We start from the raw sequence: 13,808 nt of genomic DNA, 5'->3' as shown, positions 1-13,808 counted from the left end.
TCGTTGCAGGGTGGACCCCGGGACGAGCCGGGGCCGACGCCCAAGGGGCGGCACTGTGATCGCCGAGGCCGGCCTTGCCGCTCTGTGGTTCGCCGCTGCGCTCGCGCTGTTGCAGCTCGTGCTGGCGGGAATGGGGGTCTGGCGCTCCACCCCCCTTCGCGCTGAGGCGACAGGCTCGGCGCGAACCGACGCGGAAACCACGCTCACCGCCGACATCATCGCCGCGGTCCGACCGGTCGCGGTGGTGCAGGGCGTGCTCGCCCTGTTCGCGATGCTGCTGCTCATCACGGTGTTCGTGCGCAGCGACATGTCGGTGCTGCTCGTCGCCGAGAACAGCCATTCCGACAAGCCGATGCTCTACAAGATCGCGGGCGCGTGGGGGAACCATGAAGGCTCGATGCTGCTGTGGGTGACGATCCTCGGCATCGCCGGCGCGGCGGTCGCGCTGTTGGAGCGCAGCCTCGCGACCCGCACGCTGATCGCGACGCTCGGCGCGCAGGCGGCGATCGCGCTTGGCTTCTACGCCTTCCTGCTGTTTTCCTCGAACCCGTTCGCGCGGCTCGATCCCGCGCCCGCCGATGGCAACGGGCTCAACCCGTTGTTGCAGGATCCGGGCTTAGCGTTCCATCCGCCGACGCTCTACATCGGCTACGTCGGCATCTCGATCGCCTTCTCGTTCGCGGTCGGCGCGATGATCACGCGCGATGTCGGCCCGGCGTTTGCGCGCGCGATGCGGCCGTGGGTGCTCGGCGCGTGGATCTTCCTCACGCTCGGCATCACCGCGGGATCGTATTGGGCCTATTACGAGCTCGGCTGGGGCGGCTGGTGGTTCTGGGATCCGGTCGAGAACGCCTCGCTGATGCCGTGGCTCGCGGCGACCGCCTTGCTGCATTCGGTCAGCGTGCTCGCGACGCGCGACGGCTTGCGCGCCTGGACGCTGATGCTCGCGGTGGTCGCGTTCTCGATGTCGATGATCGGCACATTCCTGGTGCGTTCGGGCATCCTCACCAGCGTCCACGCCTTCGCGGTCGATCCGACGCGCGGGTCGTTCATCCTCGCGCTGCTCGCCATCTATATCGGCGGCGCGCTGCTGCTGTTCGCGCTCCGCGTCGGCACGGTGAAGCAAGGCAACACCTTCGACGCGGTCAGCCGCGAGGGCGCGTTGATCGTCAACAATCTGCTGCTCTCGGTGATCCTCGCGCTCGTCCTGCTGTTCACGCTCTATCCGATCGTCGCGGCGGGCTTCGGGACGCAATTGTCGATCGGCAAGCCGTTCTTCGACAAGTTCATCGGTCCGATCGCGCTGGCGCTCGGCGTGGTGATGGCGATCGGGCCGATGGTGCGCTGGCGGCGCGACGATCCGGGCGTGGTGCTCGGGCGGATGATCGCACCCGTCGCGGTGACGGGCTTCGCGCTCGTTGCCTTGGTCGCGCTCGGCGGCGGGATCGCGTGGCTGCCGCTGTTCGGACTGGCGCTCGCGATCGGGCTCGCGGTGGCGAGCGTGTTGCCGCTGTGGGGGCGCAACCTGCGCCGCACGCCGCTCTTCACCTACGGCATGGTCGTCGCGCATCTCGGCATCGCGGTGAGCCTGGCGGGGATGGCGTGCGACGCCGCCTTCACGCAGGAGACGCTCGTCGCGGTGCGCGTCGGCGAGCCGTATCGCGCCGGGCCGTTCAGCGTGACGCTCGACGGGATCAAGCCGGTGGTCGGCCCCAATTGGTCGGCGCTCGAAGCGCGGCTGAGCGCGCGGCGTGGCACCGATGGCGCGGTCTTCTATCTCCGCCCGCAATCGCGCTTCTTCGCCAATCCGGTGACGGTGACGAGCGAGTCGGCGATCGCGACGCGCTGGGACGGGCAACTCTACACCGTGCTCGGTGAGCCCGACGGCACCGGGCGGTGGCAGCTACGGCTGTGGTGGAAACCGTTCGTGACGCTGATCTGGTTCGGCGGCGCGCTCGTCGCGATCGGCGGCGCGCTGTCGCTGCTCGGGCGCTTGCGCCGCGAACGCCGCGTGCGGGTGCGCGAGGCGTACGCATGAAGCGCTGGCTGATCTGGGTGCCGTTCGCCGTCGCGCTGGGCTTGCTCGCTCTGGTCGGCTGGGGACTCTACAAGCCTGCCGACCGCACGGTGCGCTCGGCATTGGTCGGACAGCCGCTCCCCAAATTCGCGCTCCCGCCGATCGTGCCGGGCAAGCCGGGGCTCGCCACTGCAGCGTTTGCGACGGGCAAGCCGCGCTTGCTCAACGTCTTTGCCAGCTGGTGCATCCCGTGCATCGCCGAGGCGCCGCAATTGCTCAAGCTCAAGCAAGCCGGGGTCGAGATCGACGCCGTCGCGATCCGCGATACGCCCGCCGCAATCGCCGAGTTCCTCGCGCGCAATGGCGATCCTTACGCCGCGATCGGTGACGACAAGACGAGTTCGGTCCAGCTCGCGCTCGGATCGTCGGGGGTGCCCGAAACCTTCGTGATCGGTGGCGACGGGCGAATCGTGCTCCAGCATGTCGGCGACATCCGCGCCGAGGAGGTGCCGGGGCTGATCGCGGCGGTGAGGAACGCGCGGTGAAGCGGCTGCTGCTCCCGCTGTTGATGCTGGTTGCGGCACCGGCGTTTGCCGACAGCAACCTTCCGCCCGCCCCGCTCGCCAATGTCCAGCTCAAGGACCCGGCCAAGGAAGCGCAGGCGCAGACGTTGATGCTGACGCTGCGCTGCGTCGTCTGCCAAGGCCAGTCGATCGCCGACAGCAATGCCGAGATGGCGGGCGACATGCGCGCGCTGGTCCGCACGCGGATCGCCGCGGGGCAGAGCCCGGAGGCGATCCGGGCGTGGCTGATCGCGCGCTATGGCGACTATGTCAGCTACGATCCGCCGCTCAGCGCGGTGACCGCTCCCTTGTGGATCGCGCCGTTGATCTTGCTGGCGCTCGGCGTCTGGTTCGCCCGTGCGAGTTTCAAGCGGCGGGCGAAACGATGAACCTGCTCATGCTCGCGCTGGTCGGGATCGTCGCGGCGGGGATGCTGTGGGGATTGGGCGTCGGGCGCCGCTTGTGGAGCTTTGCCGGCGCGGCGCTGATGCTCGGCGCGGCAGGCTTTGCGGTGCAGGCGGCGCGGCACGTCCCGGGCAAGCCGATCGCCGCCGATGTCACGCCGATCGCGGTCGATCCCGGGATGGTCGCGTTTCGCGAGGCGGTGTTTGCGCCGTCGCGCGAGGACAGTCTCGCGCTTGCCAGCGCCGATGCGCGGCTGGCGGCGGGCGACGCGCATGCTGCCGCCGATGGCCTGCGCCGCGAGATCGCGCTGCGCCCCGGCGACGCTGCGCTGTGGACCGGGCTCGGCTATGTTCTCGCGCTGCACGACACTGCGGTGTCGCCGGCGGCGAAGTTCGCCTTCCGTCGCGCCGTTGCGCTTGCGTCGCGCAGCCCGGGGCCGGCGTTCTTCCTCGGCATGGCGTATGTCGATGCCGGTGAGTTCGCACAGGCGCGGCCGGCCTGGGCGTTCGCGTTGAGCGTGACGCCGCCGAACGCGCCGTATCGCGACGACATCGTCCAGCGGCTCGCCGCACTCGATCAGTTCGACAAGATGGCGGCCGCACAGCGCGCGGCAGCGCGTTAGCGCACCACCAGCCGCGTATAGAGGTGCCAGGTGGCGTAGCCGAGCCACGGCAGCACCACCGCCAGCCCGATCGCCGCCGGGATCATGCCGAGCGCGAGCAGCCCCGCGACGCGCACGCCCCAGCCGAGCACTTCGCGCGGATTCTCGCGCACCGCGGCGAGCGAAGTGCGCACTGCCGTCACGGCATCGACGGGTTGATCGACCACCATCGGGAACGCCACGACCGCGACGACGAGCGTCGCCAGCGCAAACGCCCCGCCGGCGAGATTGCCGAGCACGATCAGCTGCCAGCCCTCCACCGTGGTGAACAGCCGCGCGATCACGTCGCCGGGCTGCATCGGCCCGACCGTGCCGAAGGTCGCTTGATAGATCGCATAGGCGACGCCGAGCCATGCCACGAACAGCAAAGCGATCCCGCCGGTCAGCAGTGCGAGCGGCCAGCGGCTGCGCGCGTTGAGCGGATCAAGGAAGTGCCACCAGCTTGAGTCGCGGCCTTCCTCGCGGCGCCGCGCCAGTTCGTAGAAGCCCGATGCCACGGCCGGCCCGGCGATCGAGAGCCCTGCGACGAGCGGAAAGAGCAAGGGCAGTAGCGGCGCGTTGAAGGCGAGCGCGACCGCCACGAAGCAGATGACGGGATAGAGCAGCCCGAGAAAGATCAGATCGCCGCGCTTTTCGGTAAAGTCCTTCCACCCCTCCGCCAGCGCCCAGGTCAAGTCGGCTGTCTCGATTCGTCGGATCTCGGGCAGATCGGCGGCGCGTGCGGGCAGGGCGGTTGCGTGTAGCGTGGCGGTCATCGGTTGGTCCTCGTCCTAAGCGTACTTTCCTTTGTCTTGGAGTGGGGACTGTACGCCCTTTGGCGAGCGCCGACAATATTAACGCGAAAGCCTCAGCCGAACGGCCCGTTGAGCTGCACGATCTTGCGGTTGAGCACCGCGGCAAAACTCACCCACAGGAAATAGGGCACGATCAGCGCCGCAGCGAAATGCGAGATTGGCCACAGCCCGACGAGCAAGGCGACGAGCGAGCCCCACAGGAAGACGACTTCGACCAGCGCCCAATCGGGCCGCCGCACCGCGAAGAAAAGCGGGCTCCACGCGAAATGGCACGCCGCGTTGACCGCAAACAGGATGACGACCGACTGACGCGCCGCCGCATAGGGCGCAGCTTGCCACGCGATCGCGGCGGACCAGGCGGCGAGGCCAAGCAGAATCGTCCAGGCGGGGCCGAACGCCCAGCCGGGCGGCTGCCACCAGGGCTTCCGCAGCGCCTTGTACCACGACCCGATCGGCGTCGCGAGGCCACCCGCCACGAGCAACACCGCAGCGCATCCGCCCGAGACGATCAGCGGGCTCATGCGGCGTTTCCGATCACTTTTCGACGACTGTCCACTTGCCGAGTGTCAAGCGCGTGGTACACATGAGCGATGGGCATGGCATTTCCCTTTTCGGCGATCGTCGGCCAGGACGAGATGAAACTGGCACTGCTGTTGTCCGCGATCGACGCGCGGATCGGCGGCGTGATGGTATTCGGCGATCGCGGCACCGGCAAGTCGACCGCGGTGCGCGCGCTCGCCGCCTTGCTTCCCCCAATGCCTGCCGCCCTTGCCGGGTTCCATCCCGAGGGTGCGCCACCGCCCGATCGCAAGGCGACGGTCCCCGTTCCCTTCGTCGATCTGCCGCTTGGCGCGACCGAGGACCGCGTCGTCGGCGCGCTCGATCTCGAGCGGGCACTCGGCGCCGGGGTAAAGGCGTTCGAGCCTGGGTTGCTTGCGCGCGCCAATGGCGGGTTCCTGTATATCGACGAGATCAACCTGCTCGAGGACCATATCGTCGACCTGCTGCTCGACGTCGCGGCATCGGGCGAGAACGTCGTCGAGCGCGAGGGATTGTCGGTGCGGCATCCGGCGCGCTTCGTGCTGGTCGGCAGCGGAAATCCCGAGGAGGGCGAACTCCGCCCGCAATTGCTCGACCGCTTCGGCCTGTCGGTCGAGGTGCGCACGCCGCAGGATCTCGCCGCGCGGATCGAGATCCTCAAGCGCTGCGACGCGTTCGAGCGGACGCCTGCGGAATTCGCCGAGGCGTGGCGTGCGGCGGAGAAGAAGACGCTGCGACGTCTCGCGCGGGCGCGGGCTGGCCTCGCGCACGTGACCGTGCCCGATGCCATCCTCGCACGCGCCGCGCAATTGTGCATGGCGGTCGGCGCCGATGGCTTGCGCGGCGAGCTAACGCTGATGCGCGCGGCACGCGCGCTGGCGGCGCTCGATGGCGAGGCCGTCGTCGGCCCGGCGCAGCTCGCGCGCGTCGCGCCGCTCGCGTTGCGGCACCGGTTGCGGCGCGGGGTGCTCGACGAGACGGGCTCGACGGTGCGGATCGAACGCGCGCTGGACGAACTGGCGGCGGCGTGAGCGCGACCGCCTCGCCGCTCGACGATGCGATGCTGGCGGCGCGGTTGTGCGCGATCGATCCGGTCGGCCTGGGGGGCATGATCCTGCGCGGTGGCGGAGAAGTGCGCGACCGCGTCGTCGCGCGCTTGCATGCGGACCTCCCCGAAGGCGCGCCGTTGCGGCGGATTCCTGCGCATGTCGATGACGATGCGCTGCTCGGGGGGCTCGATCTCGGCGCGACGCTCGCGCTCGGGCGGCCCGTGCGGCAGCGCGGAGTGCTTGCGGCGGCGGATGGCGGGATCGTCGTGCTGCCGATGGCGGAGCGAATCGCCGAGGCGACTGCGGCGCGGATCACCGCAGTGCTCGACGCGCGCGCGATCGATGCGGTGCCGGTACGCGTTGCGATGGTCGCGTTCGATGACGGGGTCGAGGATGAAGCGCCGCCGCAAGCCTTCGTCGAGCGGCTGGCGTTTCGGATCGACCTGTCCGAGTGCCGTGGGGCGACCGACACGGTGCCATTCGATGCTGGAGCGAAGGCAGCAGACGGCGACGCGCCAGCGATCGACCCTTGCGCGATTCTCAGCGGCGCTGCTGCCGCACTCGGCATCGATTCGGCGCGCGCTCCGCTGTTCGCGCTGCGTGCCGCGCGCGCGGCGGCGGCGTTGGCGGGGCGCAGCGAACCCGACGAAGACGATGTGATCCTCGCGATCCGGCTCGTCCTCGGCCCGCGCGCGACGCGGCTTCCCGCGCCGCCGCAGGACGACAGCGCGACCGACGCGCCACCCCCGCCGCCCGAAAGCGAGTCGAGCGAGGAAGAGCGCGGTGCGCCCGAACCGCCCGACGACGTCGTGCTCGCCGCCGCGCTCGCCGCGCTCCCGCGCGACGTGCTCGAACGACTCGCGGCCGGCGCGGCACGGCGCGGGGTCAATCGCGCGCGCGGCGCGGGCGAACGGCGCACGTCGCCGCTGCGCGGTCGCCCGCTCGGCGCGCGTGCGGGGATTCCGCGTGGCGGGTTGCGGCTGAGCTTGATCGACACGCTGCGCGCCGCCGCGCCGTGGCAGAAGCTGCGCGAGCGTGGCGGCGGCGCGATCCGGATTCGCCGCGACGATCTCCGCATTCGCCGCTTCGAGACGCGTGCGGAAACGGTGACGATCTTTGCGGTCGATGCCTCGGGCTCGGCGGCGGCGGCGCGACTGGCCGAAGCGAAGGGCGCGGTCGAGCTGCTGCTCGCGCAAGCCTATGTGAAGCGCGCGCAGGTCGCTTTGGTGGCGTTTCGCGGGGTCGGCGCGGAGGTCTTGTTGCCGCCGACTCGCTCGCTGACGCGTGCGCGGCGTGCGCTCGCCGATTTGCCGGGCGGTGGCGGCACGCCGCTCGCCACCGGGCTCGACGCGGCGCGAACGCTCGCCGAAGCGGCGCGCGCGCGCGGACGTACGCCCTTCCTCGTCGTGCTGACCGACGGACGCGGCAACATCGCCGCCGATGGCAGCGCGGTGCGCGAGCGTGCCGAGCGCGACGCCGAGCAAGCCGCGCGCGCGATCGGTCAGGCCGGAATCGGCGCGGTGTTCCTCGATACCGCGGCGCGCCCCCGCCCCGAAGGTGCGCGACTCGCGCTGGCGATGGGCGCGCGCTACCTCCCGCTGCCACGCGCCGATGCCGCGGCGATGCACCGCGCGGTGTCGGCGGCGCAGGCCGCATGAGCCGCGCGCGCTGGGAGGCCGAGGGGCGCGACTGGCCCAATCGGGGCGCGAGCCGATTCGTCGATACCGCGCGCATTCGCTGGCATGTCCAGATGATGGGGGCAGGGCCGGTGTTGCTGCTGCTCCACGGCACCGGCGCGGCGACGCACAGCTGGCGTGATCTTGCACCGCTGCTGGCGGAAAATTTTACCGTGATCGCGCCCGATCTGCCGGGGCACGGTTTCACTACCGGGCGCCCGGTCGGTGGGCTGGCGATGCCCGCGATGGCGCGCGCGGTGGGCGAGTTGCTCGGCACGCTCGGGCTCGAGCCAGATCTGGTCGTGGGGCATTCCGCGGGCGCGGCGATCGGGGCGCGGCTGGTGCTCGATGGCGGCGCTAACCCCGCCCGGCTGGTCGGGCTCAACCCCGCGCTGATGCCGTTTCCCGGGCTGGCTGCGGCGCTCTTCCCGACGCTCGCGCGAATGCTGTTCGTCAATCCGTTCGCGCCGCATCTCGTCGCGGGGCTCGCGCGCGGGCCGGGCGATGCGAAGCGCTACCTCGAGCGCGCGACAGGCTCGACGATCGACGCGCGAGGGGTCGATTGGTATCGGCGGCTATTCTCGACCTCGGATCACGCCGCGGGCGCGATCACGATGATGGCGGATTGGGATTTGGACTCGCTCGCGCGCGATCTGCCGCGCGTTCGCGTGCCGACGCTTCTGATCCACGGGTCGGCCGATTCGGCGATCGCGCTGGCGTCGGTCCGCCAAGCCGCGGCCTTGCTGCCCGACAGCCGCTTGGAAGTGCTCGCCGGGCTGGGCCATCTCGCGCACGAGGAACGTCCCGCCGATGTCGCCGCCTTGATTCGAGGGTTTGCGGATGCCGAATAGCTATTTCGCCTTGCTCGACATGGCGATCGTCGGAGTGCCGACGATCCTCTTCGTGGTCTGGCAACTCGTCTCGATCAACCGCGAGATCGCGCGCGACAAGGCCAAGAAGGCGGTGCCGCCTGAAGAGTCACCAGAGCGCCCGGGGCATGCGGTAGGGGAGCATCGACTGGACGATCGGTGAGCGGAAGCGCGCGAGCGACAGGCTTTCGTGCACCGCATCGACGCTCTCGCCGAACAGCCGCGTCGACAGCCCCGACCGCGCATAGAAGGGCGCGTCGATCCAGGTCCGCGTCACGAGCGGAGTCGCATCGGCATCGGCGCGTGTCGCACGCGCGACACGCCAGCCGGTATGCGGGAGCCGCACGCGCGGTGGCGGCGCGACGTCGTGCCAGCGGCCTTGCCGATCGAATTTGAGCGCCAGCTCGAACGGATCGCCACCGCGGCGTCGCCCCTCGTACAGCACGGCCACGTCATTGCGCAGGTGCGCGCGCGACCAGTGCCAGTCGTCGAACCCTGCCTCGAGCGGCTCGTCGCCGAAATTCGAATCCCAATAGCCGCTGCCCGACCAGCCAAGATCGGGATGCGTCATCGCCACCTCGACGCGCGCGCGCGGCGCGACGGGGTGCCACCGGTGCCGCGCCGCGGGATCGAGCGCGAAGGCGGTGGTGCCGATCAGCTCCGGGGTGACGCGGACGGTGCCGCGCACGCGGTAGGGCAGCGGCGCCGAACGTTCGTCGATCGCGATCACCAGCGTATCGCCGTCCCAGCTGAGCGCGCTCGGTCCGACCTGGAAATGGTCGGCATCGCGCCGGATATGGCGCTCGCCGCGCTCGGTCATCGCCCATGCCCCACCGCGCGGACCGCACAGCGCGACGTTGATCGCGCAGTGATTGTCGGGCCTTCCGCGCCCCGAAAGCTTGTAATAGGGCGAGAAGACGCTGCCGATAAACGCGATGATCGTCAGGCCGAAGCGACGGTCGGCGCTGACCGCGTCGATATACCACCAGGCATAGCCGTTCGCGTCGACATGGACGTCGAAGCGCGGTCCTTGAGCAGGCAATCGACGGCTAGGTGGCCGGACAAGGCCGCCATCGGGACGCCCGCGCCCGGATGGGTGCTCCCGCCCGCGCAATAGAGCCCAGGGATCCGTGTCCGGCTGCCGGGGCGCTGGAAGGATGCCGCCCACCCGTGCGAGGCCCGTCCATAAAGGGCTCCACCCGTCCGTGGGAACAGGCCGTTGAAGCCACTCGGCGTCGTCAGCACCGTCGCCTCCTCGGGCAAGTCCAGCGTCAGGCCAGCGCGCTGCAGCGTGGCGTGCATCGATAGCGTGCATTGCTCGATCTCCGCTTGGGAAAGAGGGGACGTATCGCCGGTGGCGGGGGCGTTGACGATGATCTGGACGCGCTCGGACGCGCCGGCGCTCGCGCCCGTCGTGGCGTCGCGGTCCTGTGCGCAGACATAGACGGTCGGGTCGGCGGGAACGCGGCCGGCGGCGAGCTCGGCGAATTCGGTCGCCGAGTCGCGTGCGAAGACCACATTGTGGCGCAGCAGCGGGAAACCGCGCGCGGGCGTGTTCGCGCACCACACCAGCGCCGAGAGCGAGCGCTTGTGCGCCGGTTGCCGAGCGACCGCGCGCCGCACTGCCTGGCCGAACGCACCGTGCGCGATCGCTGCGGGATCGGCATTGCAGACGATCGCAGTCGCGCAGATCTGCTCGCCCGAGGCGAGCCGCACGCCGCTCGCACGCCCGCGCTCGACCAGGATCTCGCTGACCGGTTCGCCATAGCGGAAGACCGTGCCGTTCCGGATCGCCAGCGCCTCGAGCGCCTTGGCCAGCGCATGCATCCCGCCCGAAATCAGCCAGACCCCGGCGGCCTCGACATGCGCGACGAGCATCAGCGTCGCCGGGCAGTGGAACGGCGAGGATCCGCAATAGGTCGCGTAGCGCCCGAACAATCTCCGCAGCCGTGGATCGGGAAAATGGTCGCCGAGCGCCGACCAGAGCGTTTCGTACGGGCGGATGCGGCTGAGATCGGTCAGCCCGCGCAACCCCATCCGCCAGGTGAGCCCGAGCGGGTTGGTCTGCGGCGCGCGCAGGAACGGCGCTTCGAGCGTTTCGAAGATATGGCGCGCCTCGGCGCAGAACGCGCGGTAACCCGCCGCTGCGCGCGCGCCGGAAAAATCGCCGATCGCGGCCTCGCTTTCCGCAGGATCGGCGAACAGATCGAGCCGGTCGTCGCCCCAGGCGTGGCGCGCGAGGATCTTTGCAGGGGTGAGCGCGACATGCGCATCGAGCGACTCGCCACAGGCGGCGAAGATTTCGTCGAACACATGGCGCAGCGTGAAGACCGTCGGCCCGCCGTCTACCGCCGCGCCGCCCGCCATGACCTGGCGCATCTTTCCGCCCGGGGTAGAGGCCGCCTCGACTACGGTAACCGGCACCCCGCGCGCGGCGAGCAAGGCCGCGCTGACCAGCCCGCCGATCCCGGCGCCGATGACGAGCACTGTATCGCGTCTGTCCACCGTAATGAATCCTCGATCCAGCCAGTGTCCACTCGACTGGACACTCAGTTTCGTCCACCAAGGGCGACATGTCAAAGCCTGTCTTGCGCAAGTCCCTCCTGCTCTCGGCCCGGACGTCCTGGCTGGCATGGCGAAACGGGCTGCTGGGGTCGCCGCGGTTTCAGCGCTTTGCCGCGCGCTGCTGGCTGACGCGCCCGATTGCCCGGGCGCGTGCGCGCGGGCTGTTCGATCTGGTGGCGGGCTTTGTCTATTCGCAGACGCTCGCGGCGTGCATCGCGACCGGTCTGCTCGATCGACTCGGCGGCGGACCGCAGACGTGCGACGCGCTCGCCGCGCAAATCGACGTGCCGCCCGAGGGCACGCTCAGGCTGCTGCGCGCGGCTGCGGCGCTGCGATTGGTCGAACGACTCGGCGATGCCTGGGTGCTGGGCAGCGCGGGCGCGGCGCTGCGCGGCAATGGCGGGATCGCCGAAATGGTCGCGCACCACGGCTTGCTCTATGCCGATCTCGCCGACCCCGTGGCGCTGCTGCGGCGGGGTGGCGGCGGCGGGGCGCTGGCCGGATATTGGGGCTATGCCGAGGCGCCGGGCGCCGGCGACGCCGAATCGGTCGCGCCCTATTCGCGGCTGATGGCGGCGTCGCAGCCGCTCGTCGCGGCGCAGACGCTCGACGCCTATCGCTTCGCGCGCCACCGGCGGATGCTCGATATCGGTGGTGGCGAGGGGGGATTTGTCGAATCGGTCGCGGCGCGTGTGCCGACGCTCGAGCTCGCTGTGTTCGATCTGCCCGCGGTCGGCGAACGCGCGCGCGCGCGCTTTGCCGCCGCGGGGCTTGGCGGGCGGACGTCGATTCATGGCGGCAGCTTCCGCAGCGACCCCGTCCCGCAAGGGTACGATCTCATCACGCTGGTGCGTGTGCTGCACGACCATGATGATTCGGTCGCGCTCGCCTTGTTGCGTGCGATTCGTGCCGCGCTGCCCCCCGGCGGTCGCCTGCTGATCGCCGAGCCGATGGCGCAGACACCGGGCGCCGAACCCGCCGGAGACGCCTATTTCGGCCTGTATCTGCTCGCGATGGGGTCGGGCCGTCCGCGCGCTCCCGCCGAGATTCGCGCGATGCTCCGTACCGCTGGCTTTGCTCGCTCGCGGCTGCTGCCGACTGCGCTGCCGATCACGTGTCGTGTGGTCATCGCGGAGGCCTGACGATCAACCGTCAATCATGATTGACAAAACAAAGTGTCCATATAGATTGACACCAAGACGACCCGTAACGGGGCGCGGCAGGGGAAGCACGGTGGATACACTGGCGATCGTATTGGAGGAGCCCGGACAGCTCGCCCTGCGTCGCCTGGCGTTGACCGCGATGGGCCCTGCCGACGTCCTGATCGAAATCGCCTGGAGCGGGATCAGCGCGGGCACCGAGAAATTGCTGTGGTCGGGCAAGATGCCCGCCTTCCCCGGCATGGGCTATCCGCTGGTCCCGGGATATGAATCGGTCGGCCGGATCGTCGATGCGGGCCCCGAGGTCCGCGCGCGCATCGGCGAATGGGTCTTCGTTCCCGGTGCCAATTGCTATGAGGGCGCGCGCGGCCTGTTCGGCGGATCGGCGCGGCGCGTCCTGCTGCCTTCGGCGCGCGCGATCCCGGTCGACGAGTCGCTCGGTGCCGACGGGATCCTCACCGCGCTCGCGGCAACCGCCTATCACGCCGTCGCGGGTGGCGCGCTGCCCGAGCTCGTGATCGGCCACGGGATCGTCGGGCGGCTTGCGGCGCGGATCACGGTGGCGCTCGGCGCGCCGGCGCCGACGGTGTGGGAGACCAACCCCGATCGGCGCGATGCGAGCGGCTATGCAGTGATCGATCCCGCACAGGACGAACGCCGCGACTATGCGACGATCTGCGAGGCGAGCGGCGCGCCCGATATCCTCGACGTGATCGTCCCACGGCTCGCCAAGCGCGGCGAGATCGTGCTTGCGGGATTCTACGACCGGCTCGGTTTTGCCTTCCCGCCAGCCTTCCAGCGCGAGGCGCGGCTGCGCATCTCGGCCGAATTTACCCCGGCTGATGTCGCCGCGACCACTGCGCTGATCGCATCCGGCGCGCTGCGGCTCGACGGGCTGATCAGTCACCTTCGGCCGGCCGCCGAAGCCGCCGACTCCTATCCGGCGGCGTTCGGCGATCCTGCTTGCCTCAAGATGGTCCTCGATTGGAGTGCGGTATGACGATGCTCGACCCAGGCCCGCTGCGCGACGAAGCCGCGTACGAGCCCGATCCCGTTTCGACCGGGCCGGTGACCAAGGAAACGCAGATCATTGCGATCTACGGCAAGGGCGGCAGCGGCAAGTCGTTCGCGCTGGCCAACCTCAGCTACATGATGGCGCAGCAGGGCTTTGTTGCATAACGTCGCGAGAGCATAACCGCGCTTTTACTTGAAGATGTTATGAGAGGCGGACGGTCACCGGTGTTCCTATTTCGGAGAACCGATTGAGGATTGCAGCACGGACTTTGAGCTCGGTAATCTGACGATCGAAGGTGCGGGCGACAACGCGTTGACCCAGGAGTTTGAAGCAGTGCATTTTGGTCTCGGCCAGACTGCGACGATGATAGCCGCTCCACTTCTTCCAGATGGCGCGACCAAGCCGCCTTGTAGCGCGTAGCGCTTCATTGCGTGCATCGACGCCGGGGCCATCCTTGATCCACGGTTGCCCGTTGCGGCGGACCGGGATGACCG

At 69.8% G+C, this 13,808-nt stretch carries 14 protein-coding genes and 2 pseudogenes; 11 read left to right on the top strand and 5 right to left on the bottom strand.

Features of this window, described 5'->3' with window-relative positions; translation table 11 throughout:
- Nucleotides 1-55: 55 nt before the first annotated feature.
- Genes QN347_RS05220 through QN347_RS05205 form a run of 4 tightly spaced genes read left to right on the top strand, consistent with a single transcriptional unit; the run spans nucleotide 56 to nucleotide 3,607 of the window.
- Nucleotides 56-2,038, top strand: coding sequence for a heme lyase CcmF/NrfE family subunit (locus QN347_RS05220; protein WP_322161750.1), 1,983 nt, complete (start codon nucleotides 56-58; stop codon nucleotides 2,036-2,038).
- A complete protein-coding gene (locus QN347_RS05215) occupies nucleotides 2,035-2,562 on the top strand; it encodes a redoxin family protein (RefSeq protein WP_322161752.1) in 528 nt (175 codons plus the stop codon). Before QN347_RS05220 ends, QN347_RS05215 begins: the two co-directional genes overlap by 4 nt.
- Nucleotides 2,563-2,585: 23 nt before the next feature.
- The gene (locus QN347_RS05210) at nucleotides 2,586-2,969 is read left to right on the top strand and encodes a cytochrome c-type biogenesis protein (protein WP_133192150.1); all 384 of its coding nucleotides are present in this window, start codon (nucleotides 2,586-2,588) and stop codon (nucleotides 2,967-2,969) included.
- Entirely contained in the window at nucleotides 2,966-3,607 is a 642-nt protein-coding gene (locus tag QN347_RS05205; RefSeq protein WP_322161753.1) for a cytochrome C biosynthesis protein, read from the top strand. The genes QN347_RS05210 and QN347_RS05205 overlap by 4 nt, the downstream gene beginning before the upstream one ends.
- Here QN347_RS05205 and QN347_RS05200 read toward each other — a convergent pair.
- Together QN347_RS05200 and QN347_RS05195 are read right to left on the bottom strand one after the other, a co-directional pair.
- Complete coding sequence (locus QN347_RS05200; RefSeq protein WP_322161755.1) at nucleotides 3,604-4,401, bottom strand: DUF2189 domain-containing protein; 798 nt, start codon at nucleotides 4,399-4,401, stop codon at nucleotides 3,604-3,606. The genes QN347_RS05205 and QN347_RS05200 overlap by 4 nt on opposite strands.
- Nucleotides 4,402-4,493: 92 nt before the next feature.
- Complete coding sequence (locus QN347_RS05195) at nucleotides 4,494-4,961, bottom strand: TspO/MBR family protein (RefSeq protein ID WP_322161756.1); 468 nt, start codon at nucleotides 4,959-4,961, stop codon at nucleotides 4,494-4,496.
- 69 nt (nucleotides 4,962-5,030) lie between these two features.
- Here QN347_RS05195 and QN347_RS05190 point away from each other — a divergent pair, with 69 nt between their 5' ends.
- From QN347_RS05190 to QN347_RS05175, 4 genes are read left to right on the top strand one after another with little or no spacing between them, the layout of a single operon-like run.
- A complete protein-coding gene (locus QN347_RS05190) occupies nucleotides 5,031-6,011 on the top strand; it encodes an ATP-binding protein (protein WP_322161758.1) in 981 nt (326 codons plus the stop codon).
- 29 nt (nucleotides 6,012-6,040) lie between these two features.
- On the top strand, nucleotides 6,041-7,687 hold the full coding sequence (locus QN347_RS05185; RefSeq protein ID WP_322164159.1) for a magnesium chelatase subunit D: 1,647 nt from the start codon (nucleotides 6,041-6,043) through the stop codon (nucleotides 7,685-7,687).
- The gene (gene bchO / locus QN347_RS05180) at nucleotides 7,684-8,556 is read left to right on the top strand and encodes an alpha/beta fold hydrolase BchO (RefSeq protein WP_322161759.1); all 873 of its coding nucleotides are present in this window, start codon (nucleotides 7,684-7,686) and stop codon (nucleotides 8,554-8,556) included. The genes QN347_RS05185 and bchO overlap by 4 nt, the downstream gene beginning before the upstream one ends.
- Nucleotides 8,546-8,737, top strand: a complete 192-nt coding sequence (locus tag QN347_RS05175; RefSeq protein WP_322161761.1) for a hypothetical protein — start codon at nucleotides 8,546-8,548, stop codon at nucleotides 8,735-8,737. The genes bchO and QN347_RS05175 overlap by 11 nt, the downstream gene beginning before the upstream one ends.
- On the opposite strand, the gene QN347_RS05170 is transcribed toward QN347_RS05175, so the two are convergent.
- Both QN347_RS05170 and crtD read right to left on the bottom strand, forming a co-directional pair.
- Nucleotides 8,684-9,616 carry a hydratase gene (locus QN347_RS05170; RefSeq protein WP_322161763.1) on the bottom strand — a complete coding sequence of 311 codons (933 nt, stop codon included), beginning with the start codon at nucleotides 9,614-9,616 and terminating at the stop codon, nucleotides 8,684-8,686. The two genes, QN347_RS05175 and QN347_RS05170, sit on opposite strands and share 54 nt — an antisense overlap.
- Nucleotides 9,517-11,079, bottom strand: a complete 1,563-nt coding sequence (gene crtD / locus QN347_RS05165; protein ID WP_322161765.1) for a 1-hydroxycarotenoid 3,4-desaturase CrtD — start codon at nucleotides 11,077-11,079, stop codon at nucleotides 9,517-9,519. Before crtD ends, QN347_RS05170 begins: the two co-directional genes overlap by 100 nt.
- 68 nt (nucleotides 11,080-11,147) lie before the next feature.
- Between crtD and QN347_RS05160 the strand changes: the two genes are divergently transcribed.
- The 3 genes and pseudogenes from QN347_RS05160 to QN347_RS05150 all read left to right on the top strand — a co-directional run.
- Nucleotides 11,148-12,281 carry a methyltransferase gene (locus QN347_RS05160; RefSeq protein ID WP_322161766.1) on the top strand — a complete coding sequence of 378 codons (1,134 nt, stop codon included), beginning with the start codon at nucleotides 11,148-11,150 and terminating at the stop codon, nucleotides 12,279-12,281.
- A gap of 91 nt (nucleotides 12,282-12,372) precedes the next feature.
- Nucleotides 12,373-13,299: a chlorophyll synthesis pathway protein BchC gene (bchC, locus tag QN347_RS05155; RefSeq protein ID WP_322161768.1), complete on the top strand. Its 927-nt coding sequence runs from the start codon at nucleotides 12,373-12,375 to the stop codon at nucleotides 13,297-13,299.
- Nucleotides 13,296-13,466: pseudogene (locus QN347_RS05150) on the top strand (chlorophyllide reductase iron protein subunit X); the annotation flags it as partial. The gene bchC and the pseudogene QN347_RS05150, both read left to right, overlap by 4 nt.
- Before the next feature lie 49 nt (nucleotides 13,467-13,515).
- Here QN347_RS05150 and QN347_RS05145 read toward each other — a convergent pair.
- A pseudogene (locus tag QN347_RS05145) lies at nucleotides 13,516-13,808 on the bottom strand (IS5/IS1182 family transposase); the annotation flags it as partial.

It is taken from the genome of Sphingomonas sp. 10B4, assembly GCF_035019905.1.
In the GTDB taxonomy this organism is placed as follows: domain Bacteria; phylum Pseudomonadota; class Alphaproteobacteria; order Sphingomonadales; family Sphingomonadaceae; genus Sphingomonas; species Sphingomonas glacialis.
This window is presented reverse-complemented; position numbering and strand designations above follow the sequence as displayed.

What these genes read in the sequence shown, in the direction of transcription:
- QN347_RS05205 (WP_322161753.1), top strand. Translation starts at nt 2,966, where the DNA reads ATGAACCTGCTCATGCTCGCGCTGGTCGGGATCGTCGCGGCGGGGATG.
- QN347_RS05200 (WP_322161755.1), bottom strand. Translation starts at nt 4,401, where the DNA reads ATGACCGCCACGCTACACGCAACCGCCCTGCCCGCACGCGCCGCCGAT.
- QN347_RS05190 (WP_322161758.1), top strand. Translation starts at nt 5,031, where the DNA reads ATGGGCATGGCATTTCCCTTTTCGGCGATCGTCGGCCAGGACGAGATG.
- QN347_RS05215 (WP_322161752.1), top strand. Translation starts at nt 2,035, where the DNA reads ATGAAGCGCTGGCTGATCTGGGTGCCGTTCGCCGTCGCGCTGGGCTTG.
- QN347_RS05195 (WP_322161756.1), bottom strand. Translation starts at nt 4,961, where the DNA reads ATGAGCCCGCTGATCGTCTCGGGCGGATGCGCTGCGGTGTTGCTCGTG.
- bchO (WP_322161759.1), top strand. Translation starts at nt 7,684, where the DNA reads ATGAGCCGCGCGCGCTGGGAGGCCGAGGGGCGCGACTGGCCCAATCGG.
- QN347_RS05175 (WP_322161761.1), top strand. Translation starts at nt 8,546, where the DNA reads ATGCCGAATAGCTATTTCGCCTTGCTCGACATGGCGATCGTCGGAGTG.
- QN347_RS05185 (WP_322164159.1), top strand. Translation starts at nt 6,041, where the DNA reads ATGCTGGCGGCGCGGTTGTGCGCGATCGATCCGGTCGGCCTGGGGGGC.
- QN347_RS05210 (WP_133192150.1), top strand. Translation starts at nt 2,586, where the DNA reads ATGCTGGTTGCGGCACCGGCGTTTGCCGACAGCAACCTTCCGCCCGCC.
- QN347_RS05160 (WP_322161766.1), top strand. Translation starts at nt 11,148, where the DNA reads ATGTCAAAGCCTGTCTTGCGCAAGTCCCTCCTGCTCTCGGCCCGGACG.